Origin of the sequence: Ensifer adhaerens (assembly GCF_020035535.1) — a bacterium.
GTDB lineage: Bacteria > Pseudomonadota > Alphaproteobacteria > Rhizobiales > Rhizobiaceae > Ensifer.
Genome location: NZ_CP083350.1, coordinates 1,402,070 through 1,425,662, shown reverse-complemented (window position 1 = coordinate 1,425,662; position 23,593 = coordinate 1,402,070). Strand labels below are relative to the sequence as shown.

24 protein-coding genes are annotated in these 23,593 nt (G+C 57.5%); 8 read left to right on the top strand and 16 right to left on the bottom strand.

The features are described from left to right. Positions 1 to 129: 129 nt before the first annotated feature. The 10 genes from LAC81_RS26855 to LAC81_RS26810 form a co-directional block, all read right to left on the bottom strand. On the bottom strand, positions 130 to 1,146 hold the full coding sequence (locus LAC81_RS26855) for a PH domain-containing protein (protein WP_223730166.1): 1,017 nt from the start codon (positions 1,144 to 1,146) through the stop codon (positions 130 to 132). A gap of 129 nt (positions 1,147 to 1,275) precedes the next feature. Further along, on the bottom strand, positions 1,276 to 2,013 hold the full coding sequence (locus tag LAC81_RS26850; protein WP_223730165.1) for an ABC transporter ATP-binding protein: 738 nt from the start codon (positions 2,011 to 2,013) through the stop codon (positions 1,276 to 1,278). Then, entirely contained in the window at positions 2,010 to 2,786 is a 777-nt protein-coding gene (locus LAC81_RS26845; RefSeq protein ID WP_223730164.1) for an ABC transporter permease, read from the bottom strand. Before LAC81_RS26845 ends, LAC81_RS26850 begins: the two co-directional genes overlap by 4 nt. Beyond that, positions 2,779 to 3,612, bottom strand: a complete 834-nt coding sequence (locus tag LAC81_RS26840) for an ABC transporter permease (protein ID WP_223730163.1) — start codon at positions 3,610 to 3,612, stop codon at positions 2,779 to 2,781. Before LAC81_RS26840 ends, LAC81_RS26845 begins: the two co-directional genes overlap by 8 nt. A gap of 11 nt (positions 3,613 to 3,623) precedes the next feature. Further along, entirely contained in the window at positions 3,624 to 4,679 is a 1,056-nt protein-coding gene (locus tag LAC81_RS26835; protein ID WP_223730162.1) for an ABC transporter substrate-binding protein, read from the bottom strand. A gap of 11 nt (positions 4,680 to 4,690) precedes the next feature. Then, positions 4,691 to 5,029, bottom strand: coding sequence for a 4Fe-4S dicluster domain-containing protein (locus LAC81_RS26830; protein WP_223730161.1), 339 nt, complete (start codon positions 5,027 to 5,029; stop codon positions 4,691 to 4,693). After that, on the bottom strand, positions 5,026 to 6,588 hold the full coding sequence (locus LAC81_RS26825) for an FAD-dependent oxidoreductase (RefSeq protein WP_223730160.1): 1,563 nt from the start codon (positions 6,586 to 6,588) through the stop codon (positions 5,026 to 5,028). Before LAC81_RS26825 ends, LAC81_RS26830 begins: the two co-directional genes overlap by 4 nt. Positions 6,589 to 7,639: 1,051 nt before the next feature. Continuing rightward, positions 7,640 to 7,915: a hypothetical protein gene (locus LAC81_RS26820; protein WP_223730159.1), complete on the bottom strand. Its 276-nt coding sequence runs from the start codon at positions 7,913 to 7,915 to the stop codon at positions 7,640 to 7,642. Between the two features lie 13 nt (positions 7,916 to 7,928). Beyond that, positions 7,929 to 8,543, bottom strand: coding sequence for a hypothetical protein (locus tag LAC81_RS26815; protein WP_223730158.1), 615 nt, complete (start codon positions 8,541 to 8,543; stop codon positions 7,929 to 7,931). Between the two features lie 281 nt (positions 8,544 to 8,824). Further along, on the bottom strand, positions 8,825 to 9,862 hold the full coding sequence (locus tag LAC81_RS26810) for a DUF4118 domain-containing protein (RefSeq protein WP_223730157.1): 1,038 nt from the start codon (positions 9,860 to 9,862) through the stop codon (positions 8,825 to 8,827). Between the two features lie 733 nt (positions 9,863 to 10,595). Here LAC81_RS26810 and LAC81_RS26805 point away from each other — a divergent pair. From LAC81_RS26805 to LAC81_RS26770, 8 genes are all read left to right on the top strand, one after another. Next, positions 10,596 to 11,738, top strand: a complete 1,143-nt coding sequence (locus tag LAC81_RS26805) for a hypothetical protein (protein WP_223730156.1) — start codon at positions 10,596 to 10,598, stop codon at positions 11,736 to 11,738. 272 nt (positions 11,739 to 12,010) lie between these two features. Continuing rightward, positions 12,011 to 13,420 (top strand): His-Xaa-Ser system radical SAM maturase HxsB, encoded by a 1,410-nt coding sequence (gene hxsB, locus LAC81_RS26800; RefSeq protein WP_223730155.1) that lies wholly within the window; start codon positions 12,011 to 12,013, stop codon positions 13,418 to 13,420. After that, a complete protein-coding gene (hxsC, locus tag LAC81_RS26795) occupies positions 13,417 to 14,502 on the top strand; it encodes a His-Xaa-Ser system radical SAM maturase HxsC (protein WP_223730154.1) in 1,086 nt (361 codons plus the stop codon). The genes hxsB and hxsC overlap by 4 nt, the downstream gene beginning before the upstream one ends. Beyond that, positions 14,499 to 15,110: a His-Xaa-Ser repeat protein HxsA gene (gene hxsA / locus LAC81_RS26790; RefSeq protein WP_223730153.1), complete on the top strand. Its 612-nt coding sequence runs from the start codon at positions 14,499 to 14,501 to the stop codon at positions 15,108 to 15,110. The genes hxsC and hxsA overlap by 4 nt, the downstream gene beginning before the upstream one ends. Before the next feature lie 31 nt (positions 15,111 to 15,141). Continuing rightward, entirely contained in the window at positions 15,142 to 15,822 is a 681-nt protein-coding gene (locus LAC81_RS26785) for a vWA domain-containing protein (protein ID WP_223730152.1), read from the top strand. Then, positions 15,819 to 16,589 (top strand): PP2C family serine/threonine-protein phosphatase, encoded by a 771-nt coding sequence (locus LAC81_RS26780; RefSeq protein WP_223730151.1) that lies wholly within the window; start codon positions 15,819 to 15,821, stop codon positions 16,587 to 16,589. The genes LAC81_RS26785 and LAC81_RS26780 overlap by 4 nt, the downstream gene beginning before the upstream one ends. Further along, on the top strand, positions 16,586 to 18,502 hold the full coding sequence (locus LAC81_RS26775) for a protein kinase domain-containing protein (protein WP_223730150.1): 1,917 nt from the start codon (positions 16,586 to 16,588) through the stop codon (positions 18,500 to 18,502). The genes LAC81_RS26780 and LAC81_RS26775 overlap by 4 nt, the downstream gene beginning before the upstream one ends. Before the next feature lie 3 nt (positions 18,503 to 18,505). Continuing rightward, a complete protein-coding gene (locus LAC81_RS26770) occupies positions 18,506 to 19,162 on the top strand; it encodes an SH3 domain-containing protein (RefSeq protein ID WP_223730149.1) in 657 nt (218 codons plus the stop codon). Between the two features lie 121 nt (positions 19,163 to 19,283). On the opposite strand, the gene LAC81_RS26765 is transcribed toward LAC81_RS26770, so the two are convergent. The 6 genes from LAC81_RS26765 to LAC81_RS26740 form a co-directional block, all read right to left on the bottom strand. Continuing rightward, the gene (locus LAC81_RS26765; RefSeq protein WP_223730148.1) at positions 19,284 to 19,715 is read right to left on the bottom strand and encodes a hypothetical protein; all 432 of its coding nucleotides are present in this window, start codon (positions 19,713 to 19,715) and stop codon (positions 19,284 to 19,286) included. Positions 19,716 to 19,950: 235 nt separating this feature from the next. Continuing rightward, entirely contained in the window at positions 19,951 to 20,271 is a 321-nt protein-coding gene (locus LAC81_RS26760) for an NIPSNAP family protein (RefSeq protein WP_223730147.1), read from the bottom strand. Beyond that, a complete protein-coding gene (locus tag LAC81_RS26755; RefSeq protein ID WP_223730146.1) occupies positions 20,268 to 20,942 on the bottom strand; it encodes an ABC transporter ATP-binding protein in 675 nt (224 codons plus the stop codon). The genes LAC81_RS26760 and LAC81_RS26755 overlap by 4 nt, the downstream gene beginning before the upstream one ends. Then, positions 20,939 to 21,715, bottom strand: coding sequence for an ABC transporter ATP-binding protein (locus LAC81_RS26750; RefSeq protein WP_223730145.1), 777 nt, complete (start codon positions 21,713 to 21,715; stop codon positions 20,939 to 20,941). The genes LAC81_RS26755 and LAC81_RS26750 overlap by 4 nt, the downstream gene beginning before the upstream one ends. Beyond that, complete coding sequence (locus tag LAC81_RS26745; RefSeq protein ID WP_223730144.1) at positions 21,712 to 22,653, bottom strand: branched-chain amino acid ABC transporter permease; 942 nt, start codon at positions 22,651 to 22,653, stop codon at positions 21,712 to 21,714. Before LAC81_RS26745 ends, LAC81_RS26750 begins: the two co-directional genes overlap by 4 nt. 2 nt (positions 22,654 to 22,655) lie before the next feature. Continuing rightward, a complete protein-coding gene (locus tag LAC81_RS26740; RefSeq protein WP_223730143.1) occupies positions 22,656 to 23,549 on the bottom strand; it encodes a branched-chain amino acid ABC transporter permease in 894 nt (297 codons plus the stop codon). Positions 23,550 to 23,593 lie beyond the last annotated feature (44 nt).

Below are 23,593 nucleotides of genomic sequence, written 5' to 3'. Positions count from 1 at the left end.
GACGCGGGATTTTTCAACTATAAGTAAATTAAGATTTTGTTTACGGTAAACGAAAGGGCCAACGAGCCGAACGGGGCTGCTCCCTAGAGCGCGTAAGGATGCCCCCATGCCGAACCGACGCCCACGTCTTCAGAGGTCCGACAGGGAGTAGCCTTCCTGTGAGCTCGACCCGTCGCTGAAAATCTGCGAGATCGTCAAGGAGTTCCCGCTCAGACTGAAGCGGACAATCTCGTCGGCTGGATTGTCCCGCCACCTGCCCGTATCACTGGCCCAGATCACGCGATCTGCACTGAGCTTGCAGCGATACCGCCAAACCGAGCCGTCGTTCGAGCGGGTGTAACTCACCCCGACGACGCCAGTCTCGAGCGGTCGCGTCGAGATAATCGACGGCGGCCTACCCATGATGGCGGCGATGGATGCTTTGCATACCGCCTCGGTATGTTCAACCGTGATGACAGGCGCAGGCAGGATAGTTTCGGCGGCAGCAACCTTCACACTGGCGGGATGCACAACATTCCTGCGAACGTCCTGCGAATTTGTGTCCTTTCCAGTGAGATATCCGCCGACGATCATCAGACCGACAACTCCCGCGGCCACCCGCCACCAAGAAGGGAATGAATCCTTCCTGGGCATAGGCCTGCTGTTCGTCACAGGCACTTTTGCGAGGAGAGTACCATGCTTGAGCAGGTGCGATTTTGCAGCGACGTATTCGTTAGGGGAGAGTTCACCAGCCTCCCGCAACTCTAACAATTGCTCGAGTTCTGCGAGCGTCTGTCCGCTTCGCCTTACTCCTCCGTGTGAAGATCCAGCCATACGAATGTGGTCAGCGCCCTTAACGAGGGATCGCAGGTCTTCGGTATCGAACGACTTAAATTCTAGATGGTCATGGCTCGTGTGAAAAATCGCCACCGAGCGGGTCATTTTCGTTTGGAACTCAACCGAGTTGATGCGGTCGAGGTTTATTGCCTGAAAGAAGGACCCGACAAAGCCGCTTCGTACAAACGAAACTCGATGGTCTGTGAGTACGAGGATGCCGTGATGCGCGGGCCCCTTACCAAAAGTCGCCCCGATCCAGCCATCGACAAACCCGATCACTTCCTCGTTCGGCATTTTGTGGTGTTCTCGGAAAAAATCGATGTGCTTCATCGGGCGCTCCAGTGCAATCAGAAGATTGTAGAGTCCGAAACGAAGCAACTAGTTAACGGCTACACAGTACGCGGTGGAAAGCGACCTAAATGCCCCACGAACAACTGGCGTCATCGTTCATATAGTGGCTCAAACCAATGTAGCCAAACATCTGCGTTTTAGGGCGGCGAGGCTCGGATCACTGCGGTCTCGAGGCCGAGGCAGGCCGACCTCTACGACGTCGCGGATGCGACCAGGGTTGGCCTCCATGACGAGAACGCGATCCCCTAGGTAAAAGGCTTCTTCGACATCGTGCGTCACGATGACGATCGACACCTTGTTCTTTTCCCAGATCGACAGCAGTTCGTCCTGAAGCCGCATCCTCAGGATGGAATCCAGCGCGCCGAACGGCTCGTCCATGAGCAGGACTTCCGGCTCCTGTGCCAACGCACGGGCTATCGCCGCCCGCTGGGCCATACCGCCGGACAGCTGCCGGGGGTATGCCTTTGCGTAGTCAGCCAAGCCGACGAGGCGAAGATAGTGGTTCGTTCGATCTCGGCGCTCTGCAGCCGAGAGGCCGGAGTTGTCAAAGGCCAGGTCAACGTTTCCCTGGACCGTCAGCCATGGGTATAGACGGTGGTCTTGAAACACCATCCCAACTTTGGAGAAGGAAGTCGTGCTCTGGTCGCCCCAGGCGATGGTGCCTCGGTACTCAGCATCGAGGCCGACGACCAGCCGGAGGAGTGTGGACTTGCCGCACCCGGATGCGCCAACGATCGCGATGATCTCGTTGTGTTCGACCTGCAGATTGATGTCCTTGAGGACCTGACGCTCGGCGCCCTCAAAGAAGTAGCTTTTGCTGACATGCTCAAGCGCAAGGGCGTTCATCGGGCTTCTTGGCTCCATGGTGATACTTTGCCGGTTGCGAACCGGACTGCAGCAGATAGTGCGACGCCGCCTGCAGCGAGCGCAAAGACGCCAACGAGGACGATGTCCATCCTGAACTGATCGCGAGCGCTTGCGATGTAGCTGCCCAGCCCGAGGCCATTCCCGATAGCATATTCAGCACCGACGGTTCCTATCCACGCAGATAGGACAGCGATCTGCAGCCCAACATAGATGCTGGGCAGCGCGGCGGGCAGGTAAAGCTTGCGCGCCCGGGTCCATGGTTTGAGCCTGAGCGTGTACGCCGCTTCGACCAAGGGCACGGGAGCCTGCCTGACTCCGTGTTCCGTTGCCAGGAACAGGGGAAAGAACGTCGACAAAGCGGTGAAGACAAGCTTTGTGCTCTCGCCGTTTCCAAACCAAGCCGTAAGCAAAGGGATCCACGCAAATAAGGCGACCTGTCGGATCGTATGAACGGTTGGCGCCAGTGCGAGGGCGGCGGTCCTGTACATCCCCGCAACGTACCCCAGCACCAAACCAATAACGCCGCCAAGGATTCCTCCCGACAGCACACGGGCGATGCTCGCGATCAGAGCCATCCAGAGTTCCCGACCAGAGTGATCGACGAAAGGGGTGGCAACGACTTCGAGGGGGCTTACCGCCATGGGGCCGGACAGAATCCCGGTCGATGAAGCGATCGACCAGATGAGCGCAACGACCAAAGGCAGAACTGCGCCTCGAGGAAATTTGGCTATTCGTAGATAACGATCAGCCATTGGCGCCACTCCCTTGACGAATGAGGATTTCGGCTCGCTTTAGAAGAAAGTCCAATGCGAAGCCAACGACGCCGACGACAATCATGCCGACGATGACGATGTCGAGCTGAAACAAAGTTCTCCCCCAGACCATCATGTAGCCGAGGCCGTCGGTTCCCGCGAGCATCTCCACCACGACCAGTGAGACAAAAGCCTGGCTGAGCGATAGTCGGACACCGCTGGCAATGAAGGGCGCGATCGCTGGGATGGTTAGCTTGAAGAAGCGGGTACTTGCACGAAGACGCAGCACGTCGGCAACTTCGGTCAGGCCCTTGGGCACGTTTCTCGCGCCTTCGGCGGTACTGATTGCCATCGGCACGAAGCACGCCTTGGCGAGAATGACGATCTTCAGGCTCTCTTCGATGCCGAGAACGAGGATTAGTATCGGCAGCCACCCTAACGAAGGAACAGCGGCCAGAGCCCTGAAGGTTGGTCCGAGATAGGCGTCTGCCGTCTTCGACCTCCCAATGAGCAGCCCGAAAAGGAAACCAAGGGACGCCCCTATCAGGAATCCTTCGGCTATGCGCCGGAAGCTGACGATCGCCGCTGACAAGATCTCACCGCTGGCGACGAGATCGAGGAAGGTCTGAAGGACCCAGTTCGGCTGCGGCAACACTTGCGCGGACACCCAACCCTCCGTGGAGGCTACCCCCCAAAGTGCGAGCAGCCCCGCGGGCGCTATCAGAACGAGAGCGGCGCTGACGAAGAACGACTTGAGCCGAGCGAGCGGCAAGTCCGGTACGCCGCGAGCGACGCGGACATCATCTTCAGCACCGATCGTTGCCATCAACGTTCCAATCAGTTCTGAAGCGCGCCAGTGGCGGAACGATCAGGCCACAGCGCCTGGAGGTTCAGCGACTTGACGGCATTGTCGACATAGGAGCGATCTACCCATCCATCGAGATCGACGTCGCGGCGAATGAGCTTCTGCTCGCGGTCGAAGGCGATGCCACTCTGGTAGCGGGAGACGAAAAAATCGTCGAGACGAGGATTGTACTTCGGCCCGAGAGAACTCCCGGCATTCGACTTGCTGATGACTTCGACCGGCGATCCTGCCCGTGACCAGATCTTGAAGGCTTCGTCCCTATTCTTGTCGTCCGCAACCCACTGGGCAGCCTTGACGAAACCAGTCACAACCTTCTGAGTGGCTTCCGGGTATTCCTTGCGGAACCTGTCGGTCACAAGAAACGCGCCGAAGCCATCGCCGGAAGCTCCGGCGTCCGAAGACTTGTAGAAGATCTTGGCGACGCCCTTGTCCTCAAGAGGCAGCAGGAAGTCGGCGCCAAAGACAGCGTCCACGCTCTTAGCCGCGATCGCAGCAAGCTGATCGGCATTCTTGAGATCGACGATCGTGATGTCTTTTTCGGACAGCCCGGCATTCTTCAGCGCTGTGATGAGGCCCCAATGGATGATGGTCGCCTTCTGGATCGCGACCTTCTTGCCCTTGAGATCCGCGATCGACTTGATGTCGAGGTCCGGACGCGCAGCTCCGAAGATTGTCGTGCCGCCATAAGAGGCCAGGATCACTGTATCCAGGCCGTTCGCCTTGCCGATGATATTAGGCACCGCGCCATACGATGCGAAATCGAGCTGGTTGTTGGAGAGCGCCTCGTTGATGGCTGGACCGGTCCCAGTAAAGTAGGTGAACTCGACTTTCGTCGGCGTGCCCTTGAATTCATCAGCGATGAATCCCTTGGCGTCGGCAATGGCCTGAAGTCCGACGCCGAAGGGCGCGCCAAAGCCGAAGCCGACGTCGCCGAACCGGATGGTAGTGGGTGCCTCTTCCGCTCTGGCAGCCGCAGCGCCCAAAGCGATTGTCGCCGCCACTAGAAGGTTCGAAAGTAAGCGTTTCATAGGTCTCTCCATTAGGGTGTAATCGTTCCGGTCTCGAAGATTCGGTAGCTCATGTCGCCAGCGGTCCCCCGCGGCTTCGCATTCTTCCACCCCATCTCGCGCCGGAAGCTCCCCATGATGCCTCTCGCGACCAGATCGGCTTCGGTCGAGCCCTCGATCGCTTCCGAAAGGGGTGACACGTACAGGGCGTCCGTTGGGCAGAAGAGTTCGCACAAGAAGCAAGTCTGACAGTCGGATTGCCGGGCAATGACCGGAGCGCCATCAGCAACGGCGTCGAAGACATTGTCGGGGCATGCGTCGACACAAAGGTCACACTTGATGCAGCGATCCTCGCTGACGATCTCGATCATGATGCTGCACTCAATTGCTGCTGGGGTTGGAAGGATGCCCAGATGTCCTCGGTCCCGCCTGAGTCGATAGAGCGTACGAGCAGCGGATTGGGATCAGGAAAATCCTTACGCCGCTGGAGGCCTCTGCTTTCCGTGCGAAGGAGGGCGCTCTCTGTCACCCACCGCGAGGTAGCGATGAGCGCCTCGGTCTCACGGACCTTCGCCCGAACTCCTGAGCGCCACGCTTCGTCGTTCCAAAGATCTGCCAGGATGCCGGAAGCCTTCGACAGGGTCTCCTGGCTTCTGAAGTAGCCGCCGTCCAGCGGCAGGATCTGCTGTCTGGTTTGGTTGATCACGCAGTCGAGATTTGCACCACTGGGGGACGATGGTGGAGCTTCACGCTGGTTGGCTGAGCGAGCTTTCCTCGATGCCCAGTTCGCTCCCAGCGAGCGCACATAGGTCGCGGCGTCCTCACCAGCCCATGACCCGGTCGCCATCGCCCAGCTTGAATTCGGACCGCCGCCGCCAGTCGACGCTCCCGACATGCCCTGCCGGGTCGCCGCGTCTCCGGCAGCGAATAGGCCGGGCACGGTCGTCGTGGACCGGTCGTCAATCTTGAGGCCACCCGTTCCACGTACCGTGCCCTCGTGCCGAAGCGTGATCGGGAAGCGCTCCTTAAACGGATCGATGCCCATGCGGTCGAACGGTACGAAAATGTTCGGCTGGCCCCGACGGAACCCTTCCTGCAAACGTGGTGACGCCTTGTCGAGAATGGCGTAGACCGGGCCACGGATGAGTTCGGTCGCCACGGCGTTTTGCCGATCACCTGGCGCGGTAAGAACGTTGCCCTCCTCGTCGCTAAACGTTCCCCAGAAATAGACGACGCCCTTGGTTACGCTCGAATAAGCAGGTGATATCCCGTACTGCGCTGAGAACTCCATCCCCGAAAGAACGGCGCCAGCCTCGGCGGCAATCAGGTAGCCGTCCCCAGTCAGGTTGTTTGTGCCAAGCGCACCGCTGAGGAACGCGCAGCCACCCGTGGCGATGACAACAGCCCCGGACCGAATTTCCAAGGTCTCGCCAGTTCGTCGGAACCGGGCGATTGCTCCCGCGACGGCACCATCCGACACGAGTAGTTCCTCCACTGGACAGTGATCGATGACCTTCACACGCGCCTTGATGAGCTTCTGGCGCATGAACCGGAGGTAGTCGGGCCCGCGAAGCATGCCGCGATAGGGTCGCCCATCCTCATAGCTCGGGAAGTCGTAGCCCCACTCAGCAAGGAGATCGAGGTTCTCAAGCGTCCGATCGAGGACACGCTCCACACGCTCGGCCTCGGTGAAACCGTGCCCCAGACGAACCCGTTGTCCAACCGTTGCCGCACGCTCTGCAGTGCCGCGCCTTGTGTAGATGGTCGTCGTATTGCCTGCTGCCGTCGCGCCGCTGGTGCCGATATAGCCTTTGTCGATCAGCACCACACTGGCCCCGTTTTTGGCCGCGTTCCACGCAGCCCAGCAACCCGCGGGTCCGCCCCCAACCACTAGGACGTCGGTGTTAATTCTGTCTGCTGTCTCGCTCATGGACCCTCGCGTTTCCCGAAAAGACTACAAACCCCGTAGAAAATATCGAGAATTGGTTTGCTAGTTTGAATGACCTTGCGAGAAAATTTTTCCGTCCGGCTCCCTGCGCCGGAATAGTGAGGCTTCTCGGCATTCACCTTTATCTTTTGACTTGCGCTCAGGTGGCCGAGACGTGTCGTTTTCCATTAATCGCGAGACTCCGCGCCCAATGTTCTCAAGATACCGCGGTACGTAAATTCAGATTGAGCACTTAATTTGAGAAGCTGGCTCGGATCGGCAGTGAATGTGAGAACCGCCACCTTCGAAAACATGGCTGCCTGCGGCCAAGCTTCATCGGAAGATTCCAGCCAGATCGGCAATTGAAAACCGATCGAGATAGGTTTGGACTTCAGACAACCTCATGCGCTGCCACATCCGCTGAAATTTAGCGATGAGGCCGTTCGACCATACTCGCAGACGCCGTATAGTCTGCTGGTGCAAGTATTGTAAATAACAAACATAAACTGAAAGAAATCAACATAATTTGCTAGCTGCGTCATTTGATATTCTATCGCGTCGAATTCATCATAAATCTATAATACATAAATTTAAACAAACATATTAAATACAATATGAAATGTATGCATTGCAGTTCCGGCACATAACTTCGTAATTATTGACTCTATTAAAATTACTCTTTCGTCTATTACATATACATAGGAGAACGCAATCGTCGCGACTAGGGTAAACAATACTATTGATACCCCCCACAGAACCAAATATTTCTCCTTGCTAGACCATGATCGTCGGCATTTGGATTCCCACATTTCCTTGAGAGTCGCGCACCGGCTGAATTCAACACGTGTACATTGGGCGGACGATGCAAGTAGAGCCACTAATTTGGTGCAATAATAATATATGCAACCTAGTGTTATTTGTGGAGGCAGTGCACGCCGCCACTCGAAGCGTGCATATGCACTTCCCCGGGGAAGGCTAAGCGGCGACCTCCCACAGCACCTTCCGGCTGAACTGGCCGGAGTGCCGAACGATGGACTGAACATCGTCAAGGTCCCTAGACCGGTCCTCCGGCGACCGTCGCGTTCATGTTATCTGCGAGCTCGGTTCCTAGATCGCTTGCTAAGCTCGAATCCGGCTCAGCCAAGAGACCGACGAGATCGGCCAATGAAATAAGACACACGGCCGCATCGCGCTCGATTGAAAGCAGGTGTGGCGTTCCGGCAATCGCCCCCAAGGATAGAAGGAGCAGGCGCTTTCGAGCCTCGCGCAGTGGCAGCGGGGGACCAGCCTCAAGCGCAATTCTGATTCTTTTCCTGCGATCGTCTTGCATCGCTGCCCCCACTTCAACGATGAAAACGTCGGATGGTCGTGTCCGGCCCTAAGACGGCCTCGTCGAGGTCGACCCAAATAAAGCGGTTCAGCACAAGCCAGGAAATGCCTGTCATTGGCTGGACCTCCCTGAACAACGAGAAGGTATCTGAGATGGTCATCGTGCCGCTCTCCTCGAGCGCCGCCAGTAATCGGACGCGATCGTTCAACGGAGTGCGATACCTGGCGTACCGCAACATGTCCTTCGCGTTCTGGAGCCGGGAACCCCTCTCGATCTCGCAGCGAGGAATGAATCGGTAGTTGATCCCTAGACGCTCAGTCGCGGCCGCGACATCGGGATGGCCCTTCATTTCGACGGCGTCGACCACCGCCCAAGTGCCGTCCTCGTAGTGGACGATGAAGTCAGTGATGTGCGGGTGTCCGTTCACCGGAAATCCGAACCCAAGGCAAGACCACCCGACCACGCTATCATCGACGTCGAGCAGACACCCCAAGTCACGCGCGAGCTGGCTGCGAAAAGCCGAACCGCCCTTACATGACACGGTGGCGCGAGGAAAGAAAACATTGGCCGCGGCTTCGCAGAACGCAGCGTCGAGAGCAGAAGGGTCGATTGCGAGATTGTCCAACATCGCACGAATCCATGACACGAGAGTCCTTTGCCGCCGCGGCGGCGTTCAAGGTCAGCGTCTTGGGCGTATTCGTAGGGTCGGCACCATCCGGAACAAATACAGAACATATTCGTGGGCGTCAATGGCCCCTCATTCGATCCAGGCGCAAGTCGCAAGTGGCGTTCGAAATCCCAGCCAAGAGTGCGAAAAATCGAATGCCTTACAGACTCCCGCCAAAACGGCCACAGCTTACGCCTCCCAACGTTGTACGTAGCGGCACAAAAGAGGACGCTGGCGGCCTTTCAGCATTCGCCGAGGGCAATATGTTCGCTCAGCGGAGCGCACGCCCTTTCCGGTGTCGGAGACAGGCGCCGCCAAACGGCCGAATCCACTAGGCTTTGAGCTGGCTCTGTCGAACCGTTATCCGCGCGATGAGGCCCATAGGGTTGAAGTCGACTTCCACCGACCCCGCGTCCGGAGGAAGAGCTATTGAGAAGGCGGCTGCCAAAACCGCGACGCTGCGGGGATGGGTCGACCGGCGGCCCGCCCTTCTCACACCATTGGATCACCAATGTATCGCCCACTATGGAGGCCGCCACCGTCACGCTGCCTGTGGCCGTGCCAAGAGCTCCATGTTTGACAGCATTCGTGCCGAGTTCATTGAAAATCAGGGCGAGCTTCGCAGCAACTTCGGGCGTTACCCCGACACAGGGTCCGGTTACTTGGATGCGATTTCCAAAGGGGAGCAGAACCGTGCGAGCCATAGCCAGGACATCCTGGTGTCCATTCCCGTCCATTGGCGCCGTCAAAGCCGCCCCCAGAGCGACAAGTCGGGAGTCGAAAAGTCGTCTCTGTTCCTCAGGACTGCCGCCGTCTTTGAACGTCATGCTGGCAAGGGCTTGAACAAGCGTTACCACATTGGCGGTCCGGTGAACCATTTCGCGAGCGTAGAGCCTCGACGTCTCCTCCGCCGCTTTCGCGCGGCGAGCTGCTTCACCCAGTCTTTGTATCAGGACGATGAGCATCGTGGAGACGAGTCCATAGACCGCAGTTGTAAACCACCCGGCGCGACTGAGGGCCAGCGAGTGAAGCGGCGGAACCCATAAATAGGCAGCCACCAACCCGCCAACCAACATCGTCGCCGCGCCTGCAGACGGACCACCAAGGTAAGCGGCTAGAGCAACGGCCGGGAAGAAGGTTATGAAAGGCACACCATCCACCACCGGGTCGATCAGCATCCGAAGCAACGTCGCGAGAACAACACAGGCCAGCGCGACGAGCGCGCTATAGGAAGCGGGGCGTCTTTCTTCGAAGTGGGGACGCATGTGGACTTTTCTCATGGCTAGCCACCGATACTCAATCGCTCAGGCCGATCGAATCATTCTCAGAGTTCTCAGGAACCACGATCTCAGGGCCCTGGCCTTCTCGGTCAGTGGCTCGCGCGGGAACGTCCCAGATCCACCCAGACCCGCTTATTGCAACTTGAAGATACGCGCGCCGGGGCCGAAAACAAGCTGACAAAACGGGTGACTGATCCAACCGCGTGTGTACATCTCCCACGCCCGCGATATCGGAATCCTCGGAACCCAGCTACAAGGGCAACGCACTCTTCCGGATTCTTGGGAGGTGTTGCGCGGGCCGCGCCGACGTGCGCTAATTCGGCGAACTCGAACGGGTCGTAACTCGAACCTCGCAGCTGTTGTTCCGATTTGCCGAACGATTTCGATCTTTTTTCCGAACGACCGAACTATCGTTCGAAATCTCGAATGATCAGGAGTGTTTAGGTCGAAATCGTGAACGGAAGAGCTGCTTTTGACAACGAGAGCACGGCAATTCACGCTTCGTCTGAGCGACGTCGAATCATTGCAGGGTTCAAACGCAAGCCGAACCGCAGGTTTGAGTTCTGCACAGCGTTCACCAAGGATTCGTGGTTCCGCACCAAAAATCCAGATGGACAACAATCTTCGGGTTATTCCGCCTGGATATTGTTACACAACTTCTTGGAGAAGGATTACAATCCAATCAAAGACACGGTAAGTAGGGTCCAATGGGAATCTACGCCCTGGGAACCTGATGGCCAAACTACTCCAGATCTGTCGATCGGCCAGCGTCGGCGCTACCCTTTTGAGTGTCTGGGCGATTGTATGCGGCGAGCTGCCCCGGGCCCGGGCCCAGGCCATCGCGGGGCACGCGATAGGCGAAGATCGCTCAAGCCTCGGATCTGGACTGAGAGTTTCTTCGAACAAGCCGCTCGAGGGCCATACGACCGTGGAGTTCTCCACTCCGAGCGGCATAAAGCTCGCGGCAACGTATCAGGATAGCTCGAAGAGGGTCGTACAGATCGAAGTTGCGCGCCCCCCGATCATTCCTGGGGCATCTGGACAGTTCGGCAACTTCAAGTTCGGGGAAACTAGCCTGTCGGATATCCGCTATCGCTTCGGGAGCAAGGGCCTCTTGTTCACCAGTAGTCCGCCTGCCGCAGCGACTATCGATGGTGGCGTGGCAATCGTGAGTTCCTACGAGATCAGCGGATCTAACGTCATCGTCTCGTTCACCTCCAAGGTCTCGGCCACGTCGCTGGCTGACCTGAAGCAGCGGTTCGGCGACGATATGTACGCGGATGTCGACGCAGTGGCCACTCTCGAGTCCACCATCATCGCGGACGCCAACTACCTAAAGCTCGTTCGAGGCGGCAAGATCGTCTACGACGTGGGCTATACGCCTGTCGTCTGGGAAAATGCCACTGCGGCGGCTGACGGCGGCCGACAGATATCCTTGGCGCGCGTCTCTCCGGCACAACTCCCCGTCCAGAGGATTTACAAGGGACCTGTCAACGCACCGTACTTTACAGACGCCTCGGCACGAAACTTCCAAACGCGAATTTCGGAAGGCATGGCAGCCGGACCCGCGTTCGCAGGTGAATATGCAGTAATCCAGGTCGGCTGTGGCAACGGATGCTCAATCGCCTTTGCCGCGAGTGTCCGAACAGGAGAAGTCACCCGTATTCCCGTTGACGACGAGGCCGCCCTGTACCTTGACCTGCAATACCAGATCGACAGCCGGCTCTTGATCACCCAATCGGCAAGGGGGGAGGCTCGCACATGCCACCTGCAGTTCTTGACCTTGGATGATGGCGAATGGATCTCGCTGCTCGACCACGAGATCGGCCCCACCGATTCCTGCTACAAATCAATCGCCCAAAATCTTCAGAACTGACCGAGACCTGCACAGAATGCATAGCACAGAAACCGAGAGAATTCTGACCATCGAACCAGAACTGCGCCCATGGTTGGCGGACGCCATCGTCCGGTTCCGTTATCTCCATCCCGAGACGCACTTGCTCACAGACGACCAATCGGTGACGCTCACAGCGCCGAGCGACCAAATGGCCGGACTGGTTCAGGATCTCATGTTCTGTCTCTACCGACAGAAAATCTACAGCGAAACCCTCCCGCTTAGGACTATGCTGATTGAGGGAGTGACAGGATTTGTCGGTCGTTCCTCTTAAATTCCGACCCCATACTGACGGGCTTCTGATTTTTGCAGACGACGTTGGTGGATACTTCAAGTCGGACCATGCCTTCTTGCACCGCTACGCATGCGGTCAACTGACATCCAGCGACCGCGCCTTTTTGAGCACCAACGGCCACGCATACGACTCCGTTGGCGATCTCTCTTTTTCCGGGTACGAGCATCGTTTTGCCGAGCGGTTCTATCTTCCGCGTGAACTGGACTACGTAATCCTGGTCCCTTCCCTCAGATGCAATTTGGCCTGTGGGTACTGCCAGGTGTCGCGTGTCAACGAAAACACTCCTGGCTTCGACTGGGAAGACGTGACACTCGAGGCCGTCATCAACTTCCTAGACAGCCTGACTGCGAAAAAGATCAAGGTCGAGTTCCAGGGCGGCGAGCCGCTGCTGCGCCTCGACATCATTACGAAGGTTCGAGAGTTCTGCAGGCAGCGGTTCGAGGCATGCGAAATCGTGATCTGCACAAACCTGCAGGAGGTCAGCGGCCCTGCCTGGGATTTGTTAGCAGGGCCCGATATCTTCGTCAGCACGTCCTTGGACGGCGATCGGATCACTCATCAAAAGCAGCGGACGGTCACCGCGCCAGCAACCGATCAATTTTTCGCAAACTTAGAGTTTGCGGTGGGCCATCTGGGGCCGGAAAAGATCTCAGCCCTGCCAACGATCGATCCGCACAATGCGCCCTCCCCTCAAGAGGTCATCAATACATATCTCAGCTATGGCATCCGATCGATCTACCTGCGTCCCGTGAACCATCAGGGCTTTGCCAGAAAGAAGTTTGACGCACGCACGAGCGCTGCTACTTGGAATGCCTATCATGCCTCGTTCATCGATGCGCTCATCGAACACAATTGGTCCTCAGATGTCGCCATCGAAGAATACTATTTCGTGCACTGTCTGCGGCGAGTGCTGAGATCCGGCCACAACGGTCATGTGGATCTGCGCAATCCCAACATCGTCGGACACAGCTACGTCGTGATCGATTATGACGGAAAGATATACCCGACAGATGAAGCGCGAATGGTGACTCGTGTGGGGCAGTTCGATCTCTCTATGGGTGATGTTTTCGCAGGAATTTCTTCCAAAACGATCGACAGCCTGAATGCGGAAGCTCTCAACAACTTCCATCCGGACTGCGTGCACTGTCCATACCAGGCATTTTGCGGGGTCGACCTTGTCGATGATATTTCTCGTTACGGCCGGATCGATCTCCCGAAACACCTGACCGACTTCTGTCAGCGCCACATGTCGATTTTCGACAGGATATTCGCGATGATCTATTCCGACGATCCCAAGGTCCAGAAGACCCTGGCCCTCTGGTCAGGCGCCCCGCGCTTCGATCCCCTGCTCGCCAAGGTGCACAAATGATAGACCTGCGTTTGAAGGTCGACCCATTGCCGATCGACGAGCCATTGATTGTGCGGTTGCAAGCAGCGGGATCGCCTGCGCAATCTGAATCCGACGCGACCCTGACCGAAGTCGAGGGCGACCGCCGCGAGTACGAACTCAACGGCTTCGCATTTGCCGTCTATGGCACCGGTGACAGTGTCGACGGCGACGTCCTGATGATGCTGCCCGGCGAAACCACCGCGCATCGCCTTATACGGGCCGGGTCGGGACACAACACGTTTCTGGTGACCGAGCAATGCGATCAGCTATGCGTGATGTGCTCGCAACCGCCGAAGAAGTATCACACCGACCTATTCGAGCAATTCGCCCTTGCGGCGTCGCTTGCCCCCCAGGGCGCCATGATCGGTATGTCGGGCGGCGAGCCATTGCTGCACAAAGGGCGGCTCTTCCGCATGCTCGAGGACGTAAAATCTCAGCGACCCGACGTCGGGTTTCATATCCTTACAAACGCACAGCACCTTTCAACGGCTGACCTGGACACGCTTCAGCAATTCGACCACGAACGGGTGCTATGGGGCGTGCCGCTCTATTCGGCCACGCCTGAAAATCATGACCGCATCGTCGGCAAACCGGGGGCATTCGCCAACCTGGAACGTGGATTGGGTGTGTTGATGCGCGCGGGCGCGTCGCTAGAACTTCGCTCAGTCGTCATGCGCCAGAACTGGCACGATCTTCCTGCTCTGGCAGACTATGTGTCCACCCGCCTCAATTTCCTGACGGTCTGGGCCATCATGCAATTGGAGCGGATCGGGTACGCCCGCATGAACTGGAAAAAGACATTCCAGGACACCTCGACCGATTTCGAGCAGGTAGGCCGGGCGCTCGATATCGCGACCGCCCGCGGTCTCAAGGCGGCTCTCTATAATTTTCCACTCTGTTCGGTACCGTCCGCCTACCGGGAATTCGCACCCTCGACAATCTCTGACTGGAAGCGAAAATATTTAGACTTCTGCTTGAATTGCAGCAGTCAGGAAACTTGTGGTGGTTTCTTTGAATGGTATAGTGAGCCCGAGGGGTTCGCATCTCTGGGGCCATTATGAAGTCTAGACTGTTTCTAATCCCGTCGCTTCTCGTGGCGGGGTTCTTGCCTTCGAAATCCGATGCTATGCCGATCGGTGAAATCGTATCCAAGAAGGAACCTGGAAATTCGGTGCTGGAGCGCCTCAGGCTAAAGCATGTTTTCACGCTTGCCGGGCATCGATCGCACAGTTCGCACCGCTCTCACAGATCCCACTCCAGCCACCGTTCGAGCAGCGGTGGCGGCTATAACTACAAGCGATCCAGTTCGACGGTCTATTCTACGCCGTCCTCGGTCTACTCGGCCCCCTCCACTGTCTACTCGGCTCCCTCTAGTTCCGTTACGACCCAGCCTTCAGTTTCCGCAACGCCCGTTTATCCGCTCACGTCGGATCCCGCGACGGCTGCACCGCTCAAAACCCTCCCCGGGAACACTGCGAAGTTCAAGCGCATCGTGATGCAGGTCCAGACGGCGCTGACGGCCTATGGTTACTACAACGGCCTGATCGACGGGCAGGTCGGACCTGCCTGCAAGAAGGCACTGGCCGCGATGCAGACCGATTACAACCTGAAGGTCACCGGAACCATCACGCCGGATGTCCTCAACACCTTCGGCATCGCCGCGAACTGATAAAATCCCAACGAATTCTGGAGGCAGACCCATGACCAATCCCTTTGAACAGCAACCCTTCGAGGGCGCCGAATTCGTCGACAATCCGGAGCCGCGTTGTCCTTGCCTTCTGCTGCTCGACGTCTCCGGCTCGATGCGAGGCGATCCCCTGAAGGAGTTGAACGACGGACTCGTCCAATTCAGAGATGAACTTTACGCAGACTCCTTGGCAGCCAAGCGGGTGGAAGTGGGCATAGTCACATTCGGACCCGTTAGCGTCGTCAACGACTTCGAGGGCATTCACCACTGGAACCCGCCGGAGCTTTCGTCACAGGGCGACACTCCGATGGGTCGTGCGATCGAAACTGGACTGGAAATGCTGCGCAGGAGAAAAGACTCCTACAAGCAGAATGGGATTTCATACTACCGTCCGTGGGTTTTCCTCATCACCGACGGCGCGCCCACCGATGCCTGGCATGATGCCGCGAGTGCGGTGAAGGTCGGCGAAGGCGAGAAAGCATTTTCGTTCTTTGCCGTCGGCGTCGAGGGTGCCAACATGGAAGTGCTGTCACAGATTTCGGTACGTCAACCGCTGGCGCTGAAAGAGTTGCGCTTCCGGGACCTGTTTTCGTGGCTTTCGAGCTCCCTGGGTTCCGTTTCCCATTCGAACCCTGGGGATTCCGTTCCCCTCTCCAATCCGGCCACTCCGGATGGTTGGGCATCGATTGCATGACCACCAGCTGGCGATGGGCAGGTGCACGCTCCATCGGCACCTCGCATGTGAAGACTGAGACCGCGTGCCAGGACTTCGCATCCGCGAAGCTGTTCATCCGGCCCGAAGGTCAGATATTGGCCGCAGTGGTTTCGGATGGGGCCGGAAGCGCATCGCACGCAGAGACCGGATCCAAGCTCGTGTGTATCTCGTTCCTGCGAGCGTGCCGTGAGTTCTTGATTGCAAAGCCACTTGAAGAACTGACCGAAGACGACGTCTGGGATTGGCTCGATGAAGTCCGCGAGGCCATAAACACCAAGGCTACCTCCCTGGAATTGCGGCCGCGCGACTTCGCATCGACCTTGGTGGCGGTTCTCGCCGGACCCGAAGCCTCGATCGTGGTCCATATTGGCGACGGCGCGGCGGTTTGGCGAAAGCCAGGGGCCGAGGAATGGGAGGTGCCCTCGTGGCCTTACCATGGTGAATATGCGTCAACGACGGTATTCGTGACCGACGACCCACAACCGCAACTCAGCTATTTTCGAATGAACGAGCCAATTCATGAGTTCGCATTGTTCTCAGACGGTATCGAACGCCTCGTCCTCGAACAAGCTACGAGAACGGCTCATGCGCCGTTTTTCAACCGCATGCTGGCTCCCTTGAGGACTTCGGATGCCGTCGGCCTCGACAAGCATCTGTCCGCGGCATTGAAGGACTACCTCGACAGTGCAGCAGTTCGTGAGCGGACCGACGACGACAAGTCGCTAATTCTCGGCGTGCGAACATGACTACCGCTATCTCTTCCGATGGAAGGCGCCTGACGCTGGGCAACCTCATCGCAAAGGGTGGCGAAGGCGCCGTGCATCATGTCCTCGAGTCTCCCGACTTGGTCGCGAAGATCTATCTGCGCGGCAAGGCTGGAGAACGACGACAAAAGGTCGAGGCCATGGTGGCGGCCCGCCTGCATTTGAACTCCTCGTTCGTCGCGTTTCCGATCGACACCTTGAAATCGGAGCGCGGCGAATTCCTAGGTTTCACCATGAAGAAGGTGAACGGCTTCAAGAGCGTCCACGATCTTTACGGACCTGCGAGCCGGAAGACCGAGTTTCCGACCGCAGACGCGAAGTTCCTGGTCAGGGCCGCTCTCAATCTCGCCTCCGCCATAGCCAGCGTCCACGCGACTGGGTGTGTAATCGGCGACATCAACCACTCAGGCGTACTCGTTTCCGACAAGGCACTCGTAACGCTCATCGACAGCGACTCTTTCCAGTTCCGTTCGAGATCACAGGTTTACCGCTGCTTGGTTGGGGTTCCCGAGTACACGCCGCCAGAGCTTCAGGGCGTGTCGCTCGACAGAACTGACCGCATGCCCAATCATGACAATTTTGGGCTTGCGGTCCTACTTTTTCAATTGTTGTTCCTCGGCCGCCATCCCTTTGCCGGACGGTATCGTGGCAAAGGCGACATGGATATCCGGAAGGCTATTGGCGAAGGGCGGTTTGCTTACAGCGGGCGTCGCGCGGAAACCTTGATGGAACCACCGCCCTACGTCCCGACGCTCGATGACTATGGGACTGAGCTGGGTCGCGCATTCGAAACAGCCTTCCGGCTGCCTACCCAAAGCAGCAACGGTCGCCCGCTCGCGTCGGAATGGGTGAAACTGCTCACATCGGTCCAGTCCAATCTCAAAACCTGCGCGTCCGACACTGCGCATTCCTACTCCGCCAGCCTCTCCACCTGTCCATGGTGCTCGATCGAGCGGTCAATGGGCCGCTCGTTGTTCGTGGCACAGTATTCACCCAGCGCCCCGGTCATGGACATCGGCAAGCTGCTCAATGCCATCCGCGGCATACCAGCACCGCCTTCGCCCCCCGAGCCGGAAAAGTTGGTCGAGCCACTCTTGAGCCTGACGGTGTCACCTGACGGTCAGCAGGCTCGATCGGCAAGAACAATCACCGTCATGGCTGGCGTCGCGGCAATAGCAATCGGTCTCTACCTGATGACCGCCGTCCACGGTTTTTGGGGTGTCGCCCTCATGGCGGGGGCTGGCTTCATGACCCTCAGATCCCTTGACCTGGAACCGATGTTTGCCGCCGAACATGCCATCGCCAAGTCAATGTGGGACACGCAACGCAAGGAGTGGATGGCTCGGGCCGGATCGGCTAGGTTCGAGGTAAGCAAGACCCACTATCTCCGTTTGGCCGCCACTCATTCGGAGTTGCCGGCGCAGGAGCAAGCGCAACTGAAGGCGCTCGAGCAGAAGAAGCGGCAACTCCAGATGCAGAAGCATATGGAGTCGCATTTGATTGAACGCGCGAAAATCCCCCGCATCGGGGCTGGCCGCAAGACGACCCTTGCATCGTTCGGTATCGAAGATGCGTGGGACGTCATCCAGCGCCCGATTACGAATGTCCCGGGCTTCGGCCCGTCGCTCGCTGCTGAACTTACAACGTGGGCGCGTGCGGTGGAGCGCAAGTTCGTCTTCAACAACTCCGTACCAACGGACCCGCAAGCCATTCAACAGATTAAGAGCGAGATCGGCAGAAAGCGTGCCGAGCTCGAAAGGGAGCTTAACCGAGCGCCCGACGACCTTCGCCGCCTGGCAGATGAAGCCCGCGCGCTTGTGACGTCGCCGCCGCAAGAGCTCGTCGAAGCCTACCGACGGCTGAAGCAGCTTCAGCTCGACATGGGGACGGCGTGATCGATGGCCGCGTCCTACCGGAACCTCTGGATCATTGTGGGGATGACTGTCACGGCGACGGTGCTCGCGAACATGTCGGCAAAGCCCAAAAGCCGGACATCGCCCAACTTCGAAGTGAGCCAGCGAGAGCAGAACCTACCGTCGACTAGAACCACGAGCGAGACGTCAAACACGTCGCCTCTGCCTACGGTGAGGACCAGAAACCCAGGAACCGGAACTCAGCCAGCAAGCACGCAGCCTGGGAGCGTAAAGGAGTTCAGAGACATCGATGCCGAGTTCAAATCGTCGTTCGACACGGCGGCGCGCGTAGCGCTCGCTTCACCCACTGTCCAAACGCCCGTACCAATCGAACAGCCCGTCCCCGAGACCGCTCTACCGTCTCTGCAGACCCGAGAAATCCAATCGGACCCCAAGGTCTTCGACCTTGAGACGCAAACCCCGCTTGATGCTGGAACTTCTACATTGGGAACGGGGCTGACCAGTACGAATCTGAACATGCGTGAGGGCCCTGCGGCTAACTACCTGCTGGTCGACACCCTGCCAACTGGCGCTGTCGTATCGATCCTCGAGGAAGAGAACGGTTGGCTGCATGTCCGCGAAGTCTCAAGCGGACGGCAAGGATGGGTAAACGGAAGCTACATCGCGAGAACGCGCGATTGAACTTTGCGGCTATAAAAAAATTTGAATGGCGCGAACGTCCGTGTTCGCGTCAATAGATGGTTGCGCCGAAACGGGGACTTGGCGGCAATCGTTGCGTTTGAGCAGGTTTACTCGAATACTCTTAGAGCTGCCCACTGGCTTCGCGTAAATCAAGCAACTCTTCAATCTCTGCGAAGGCCCCACCAACACCAACGCATCCTCGGGCGATCGCATTTAAGCGGATGTGGTTGACACCGTTGACAAGAGAGCGCAGGTCGGTGGTGTTCAGCGAACTGAATACCAGATCCCGACGATAGCTCGTATGGAAAGTCGCGACGACCCGCATCATTCTTGACTGGAACTCAACCGATCTGATCCGGTCTAACTCTGTGGCTCGAAAGCAAGAGCCAACGAAGCCGTGGCGGACGAATGACACCCTGCAGTCCGTGAGGACTAGAATGCCGTGGTGCTTGGGATTGATGCCCGACGTTGCGCCATTCCAACCAGCGACAAACCCAATTACTTCCTCGTTCGGCAATTTATGGTGTTTACGGAAGAAATCGATGTGGTTCATTGGAGTCCTCGGGGGATGTGGACCTTGCAGATGTCCACTCGCGAGCAGCGGCTTGGTCGAACGCACGTGACAAGAAAGGCGGTGAGGGGTTCACCGCCTTTCCGTTTCTGAGCGGGCGAATTGCAGGGACGTCGCTCAGAAAACCTGCTTGCGACCGATTGAGCCGCGCCGGCAAAAAGCTACTCACGACGCACTGGGAGACGCGGATACAAGGTTTCACTCTCGGTGTCGGACTTCATGCGGCGGGGGGAAGAATGCTCGGAACCAGGATCCTGTTCGACTGATGCAACAACCACCCGGTCCGTCGAAGTGCATCGACATAGATGAGCCATTCGGAATTCGCCCAGAGTTCCGAGCGGAGCCTCGCTCTCGCTTCGATGCTCTCATAGGACCACATGTGAACGAGCTGATTAACATCGCCAATCTCTACGGTATAAAACCCGATCAGACCGCCCAGAATACGAGTTTGAACGGCCATTCCCATGTGCTTGTAGAGGTCGAGGTAGTCGTTAACCCGAGTCGGCTGAATGGTATACGTACGCTCATCGATAATCATGAAGTATGCCTTTCCGCTTCGTGGTCGGCCGCGAGTACGGCGCCTCGTTCGATATATCGCACCACGTCAACAAGACCGTGCAGGTGCGTTTCATAGGAATCAGAGATGAGAATGCTCGCTCCGCGACCCCTGAGCTTCGCGAGTATCTCCGCGAGCCGCTGGACGAGTACAGGCGCCAATCCCTCAAACGGTTCGTCGAGCAACAGGAGCCGTTGCCCGCCCATAATTGCGCGAGCGAGTGCGACGAGCTTCTGCTGGCCGCCCGAAAGCGCTAGACAAGGTCGATCCTTTGCCACCGCGAGTTCCGGAATGAGCGTGTATATTTCCTCGAGTCGCTCTGTGGTTGCCTCATCCCGTGTCGTCCACCCTGGAAGGGCTATATTCTCCCCCACGCTGAGTTCTGGAACAAGCTGCCGGTCACCCGGCATGTAGCCAATGCCGTGAAATACCCGCCTGTGCGGCGCCACCTTTGTGAGGTCGAAGTCACCAAACGTGACGCTTCCGGTCACCGGCAGAGCGCCCATCAGCCCTCGCATAAGGGTGGTCTTTCCGGCCCCGTTTGGGCCGACAAGCCCGCACACCACGCCGGACTTCACGCTGAATGATGCATCCTTTACCACAGCAAGCGGCCCAATATGTACCGTTAACCGTTCAACATTCAAAGTGGTCATGCGCATGCCGTCCGTTTGCTCGAACCGATGATGAACTCACGAATCTTCTCTCGCGATAGTACGTCGGCCGCGGTGCCATCGCCGATGATCTGTCCGTCGTAAAATGCCAAGACACGATCTGAATAGCTCCGAACGATATCCATATCGTGCTCAACGAATACAATCGTTGTCCCGCGCGACTTCAAAGCACTCACTGCTTGCTGCATTAAGCCATCCCGTTCGTCTAACGACACGCCTGCCGTGGGCTCATCGAGAAGCAGCAATCTTGGCCTGCTCGCGCACGCCATCGCGATATCTAGGATTTTGCGAACGCCCTGCGCCAACTCGCCCGCAGGAGAATTTTGATACTGATCAATCCCAAATGCCTCCAGTAGTTCCCGTCCCTCTGTCGCGATCTCTGGAGCGGCAAATCGCTTGCGCACAGCAGCGCCCAGTTTGGCTTTACTTTGAATCACGGCGGCAGCTGCGCACACATTCTCGAGCGCGGTTAACGCGGGGAATATTTGGGCAATCTGAAACGAGCGCGAAATCCCCAAACCCACCAACAAGCGCGACGGCACCCCGGCTATATCTGTACCACCGAACATAATCCGGCCCGCAGTGGGCCGAAGATGACCCGTTATCATGTTGACGAAAGTCGTTTTCCCAGCGCCGTTTGAGCCAATTACTCCGACGACCTCACCCTCGGCGAGGTCACAGTCAATCGAGCGAGCTGCCACAACGGCACCGAAAGATTTTTCCAGTCCCCGAACGGAAAGAAGATGCTGTGTCATGACTGCACTCTCCTCCGAAACATCCGAACCACGAGAGCGCCAATACCTTGCGGCATGAAAAGAATGGTTAGGAGCAGCACAGAGCCCAATATTAACTGCCACGCCTCTGGTACCAACGACATTGCGGTCGATCGCAGCAGAACAAACAAAAAGCTGCCGATAATGGCTCCCGGCACAGACGTTGTTCCTACAAGGATCGTGACAAAGACGAATTCGCCAGAAGTGGTCCAATAGGCAAATGACGGGTCTACGTGCCCTATAGAGAGCGCGGTCAAACCACCGCCTGCTCCCGCCAGAACTCCCGCGATAATGAGATTGAGGTGTACGAGCTTCCCGACCGAAAAGCGCATATACTCAATGCGAACCTCGTTTTGCCGTATCAACCCCGACAAGTTCCCGGCAACGGATTTTAGGAACCAAGTGATCCCCCGGGCAGCAAACACAGTCAGCACCCATGCAAGCAGGAACAGCAAAGTAACATAGCTGGAGCTCGTGGGAGCTGCCGTCAGGAACGTTGCGGTCCCGACATGAATGCCATCTGTGGAACCAAAATACTGCGACTGCACGAGAACGCCGTAGAGGATCATAGAAAGCGCTAGACTTAGCATCGCGAAAAAGATCTCGCGATAGCGTGACAGGAGGCATCCGGCGACTGCCGCCAAAGTGCCCGAGCTTATGGACGCTATGATTAGAAGCAGAAAGGCATCAGTCGTCAAACCAGCACGTACGGCCAGAGCCACGCTGTAAGCGCCTGTCGCAAAATAGAGAGCTTGGCCGAATGGGACTAGACCAGATCGCCACAGAACCAAAAGGCCCAGGACGACCAATCCAGTACCGGCGGCGACCGTTGCCAACGAAAGCAACCAGACTGGGGCCGCAACGGCAACAACGGACAAACCTAAAGTGGACATGAGAAGGAGGAAGAATTTGTCTCGCATAGCTAAATCACCCTCGGCTTCGATCGTGTGAAAAGCCCGTACGGGCGAACTGCAAGAACAGCGGCCATGACGAGATAGACGACAAACATCTCGATAGACGGTACAAGATGGACAGCGGCAGCGCGGAATACACCTACAAGCAGAGCTGCCGCCAGCGCTCCTTGGATTGACCCCATGCCACCAACAGCAACTATCGCAAACGCAATGACAATGACTTCGACCCCCATGCCCGGCGCCACTGAGATCTTTGGTGCTGTGAATGCCCCCCCGAGCGCAGCGAGGATAGATCCCGCCACAAACGTGGCGACAAAAACCTTCCGAACATCGACACCAAAAGCGGTTGCTGTCTCTCGGCTATAAATGACCACAAAAAGGATCCGACCGAACTTGGTTCGATGAAGAAACCACCACAGACCCGCAGCCATAACCGCGGCGAGAATGATCAAGGCCACGTCATACCGGGCGACGACCAAGTCTCCAATCTGCAACGACCCCAACGCCGTGTACGGCGCATAAGCGAATATCGTCTGCCGCCCAAAGACCATTAGCAGCAGGTCCTCAAGAATAAGAAAGATAGCGAAGGTCGCTAATACCGCGATGATTTCGTCGCGGCTATACAGCTGTCGCAGCACGATCCGTTCGAGCAAAAGACCAACGACGCCGCCGGTAAGGACGGCGGAAAGCGCCATGATCACGTAGACCCAGGCGGCCGGAAGCCCAGATTGGGCATAAGCCCCAATAGCTGCCGCAGCGGTATACGCGCCAATCGCATAAACCGCGCCATGAGCGACGTTCAAAATCTTCATGACGCCACAGATCAACGTCAGTCCAATAGAAATGATGAATAGCCAAGCGGCGTATACCAGCCCGTCGGCAAGAATGAGGCCCAGTGTCATTAGATATTCCCCTTGTCGGAGCGGCAGGAGCAGCTGTCGGAGGG

Excerpts from the sequence above, each read along its gene's own strand:
- LAC81_RS26815 (WP_223730158.1), bottom strand. The coding sequence starts at position 8,543 with ATGTTGGACAATCTCGCAATCGACCCTTCTGCTCTCGACGCTGCGTTC.
- LAC81_RS26780 (WP_223730151.1), top strand. The coding sequence starts at position 15,819 with ATGACCACCAGCTGGCGATGGGCAGGTGCACGCTCCATCGGCACCTCG.
- LAC81_RS26740 (WP_223730143.1), bottom strand. The coding sequence starts at position 23,549 with ATGACACTGGGCCTCATTCTTGCCGACGGGCTGGTATACGCCGCTTGG.
- LAC81_RS26755 (WP_223730146.1), bottom strand. The coding sequence starts at position 20,942 with ATGACCACTTTGAATGTTGAACGGTTAACGGTACATATTGGGCCGCTT.
- LAC81_RS26810 (WP_223730157.1), bottom strand. The coding sequence starts at position 9,862 with ATGAGAAAAGTCCACATGCGTCCCCACTTCGAAGAAAGACGCCCCGCT.
- LAC81_RS26765 (WP_223730148.1), bottom strand. The coding sequence starts at position 19,715 with ATGAACCACATCGATTTCTTCCGTAAACACCATAAATTGCCGAACGAG.
- LAC81_RS26820 (WP_223730159.1), bottom strand. The coding sequence starts at position 7,915 with ATGCAAGACGATCGCAGGAAAAGAATCAGAATTGCGCTTGAGGCTGGT.
- LAC81_RS26785 (WP_223730152.1), top strand. The coding sequence starts at position 15,142 with ATGACCAATCCCTTTGAACAGCAACCCTTCGAGGGCGCCGAATTCGTC.
- LAC81_RS26770 (WP_223730149.1), top strand. The coding sequence starts at position 18,506 with ATGGCCGCGTCCTACCGGAACCTCTGGATCATTGTGGGGATGACTGTC.
- LAC81_RS26850 (WP_223730165.1), bottom strand. The coding sequence starts at position 2,013 with ATGAACGCCCTTGCGCTTGAGCATGTCAGCAAAAGCTACTTCTTTGAG.
- hxsC (WP_223730154.1), top strand. The coding sequence starts at position 13,417 with ATGATAGACCTGCGTTTGAAGGTCGACCCATTGCCGATCGACGAGCCA.
- LAC81_RS26760 (WP_223730147.1), bottom strand. The coding sequence starts at position 20,271 with ATGATTATCGATGAGCGTACGTATACCATTCAGCCGACTCGGGTTAAC.
- LAC81_RS26775 (WP_223730150.1), top strand. The coding sequence starts at position 16,586 with ATGACTACCGCTATCTCTTCCGATGGAAGGCGCCTGACGCTGGGCAAC.
- LAC81_RS26745 (WP_223730144.1), bottom strand. The coding sequence starts at position 22,653 with ATGCGAGACAAATTCTTCCTCCTTCTCATGTCCACTTTAGGTTTGTCC.
- LAC81_RS26845 (WP_223730164.1), bottom strand. The coding sequence starts at position 2,786 with ATGGCTGATCGTTATCTACGAATAGCCAAATTTCCTCGAGGCGCAGTT.
- LAC81_RS26835 (WP_223730162.1), bottom strand. The coding sequence starts at position 4,679 with ATGAAACGCTTACTTTCGAACCTTCTAGTGGCGGCGACAATCGCTTTG.
- LAC81_RS26750 (WP_223730145.1), bottom strand. The coding sequence starts at position 21,715 with ATGACACAGCATCTTCTTTCCGTTCGGGGACTGGAAAAATCTTTCGGT.
- LAC81_RS26840 (WP_223730163.1), bottom strand. The coding sequence starts at position 3,612 with ATGGCAACGATCGGTGCTGAAGATGATGTCCGCGTCGCTCGCGGCGTA.
- LAC81_RS26805 (WP_223730156.1), top strand. The coding sequence starts at position 10,596 with ATGGCCAAACTACTCCAGATCTGTCGATCGGCCAGCGTCGGCGCTACC.
- LAC81_RS26830 (WP_223730161.1), bottom strand. The coding sequence starts at position 5,029 with ATGATCGAGATCGTCAGCGAGGATCGCTGCATCAAGTGTGACCTTTGT.
- hxsA (WP_223730153.1), top strand. The coding sequence starts at position 14,499 with ATGAAGTCTAGACTGTTTCTAATCCCGTCGCTTCTCGTGGCGGGGTTC.
- LAC81_RS26825 (WP_223730160.1), bottom strand. The coding sequence starts at position 6,588 with ATGAGCGAGACAGCAGACAGAATTAACACCGACGTCCTAGTGGTTGGG.
- LAC81_RS26855 (WP_223730166.1), bottom strand. The coding sequence starts at position 1,146 with ATGAAGCACATCGATTTTTTCCGAGAACACCACAAAATGCCGAACGAG.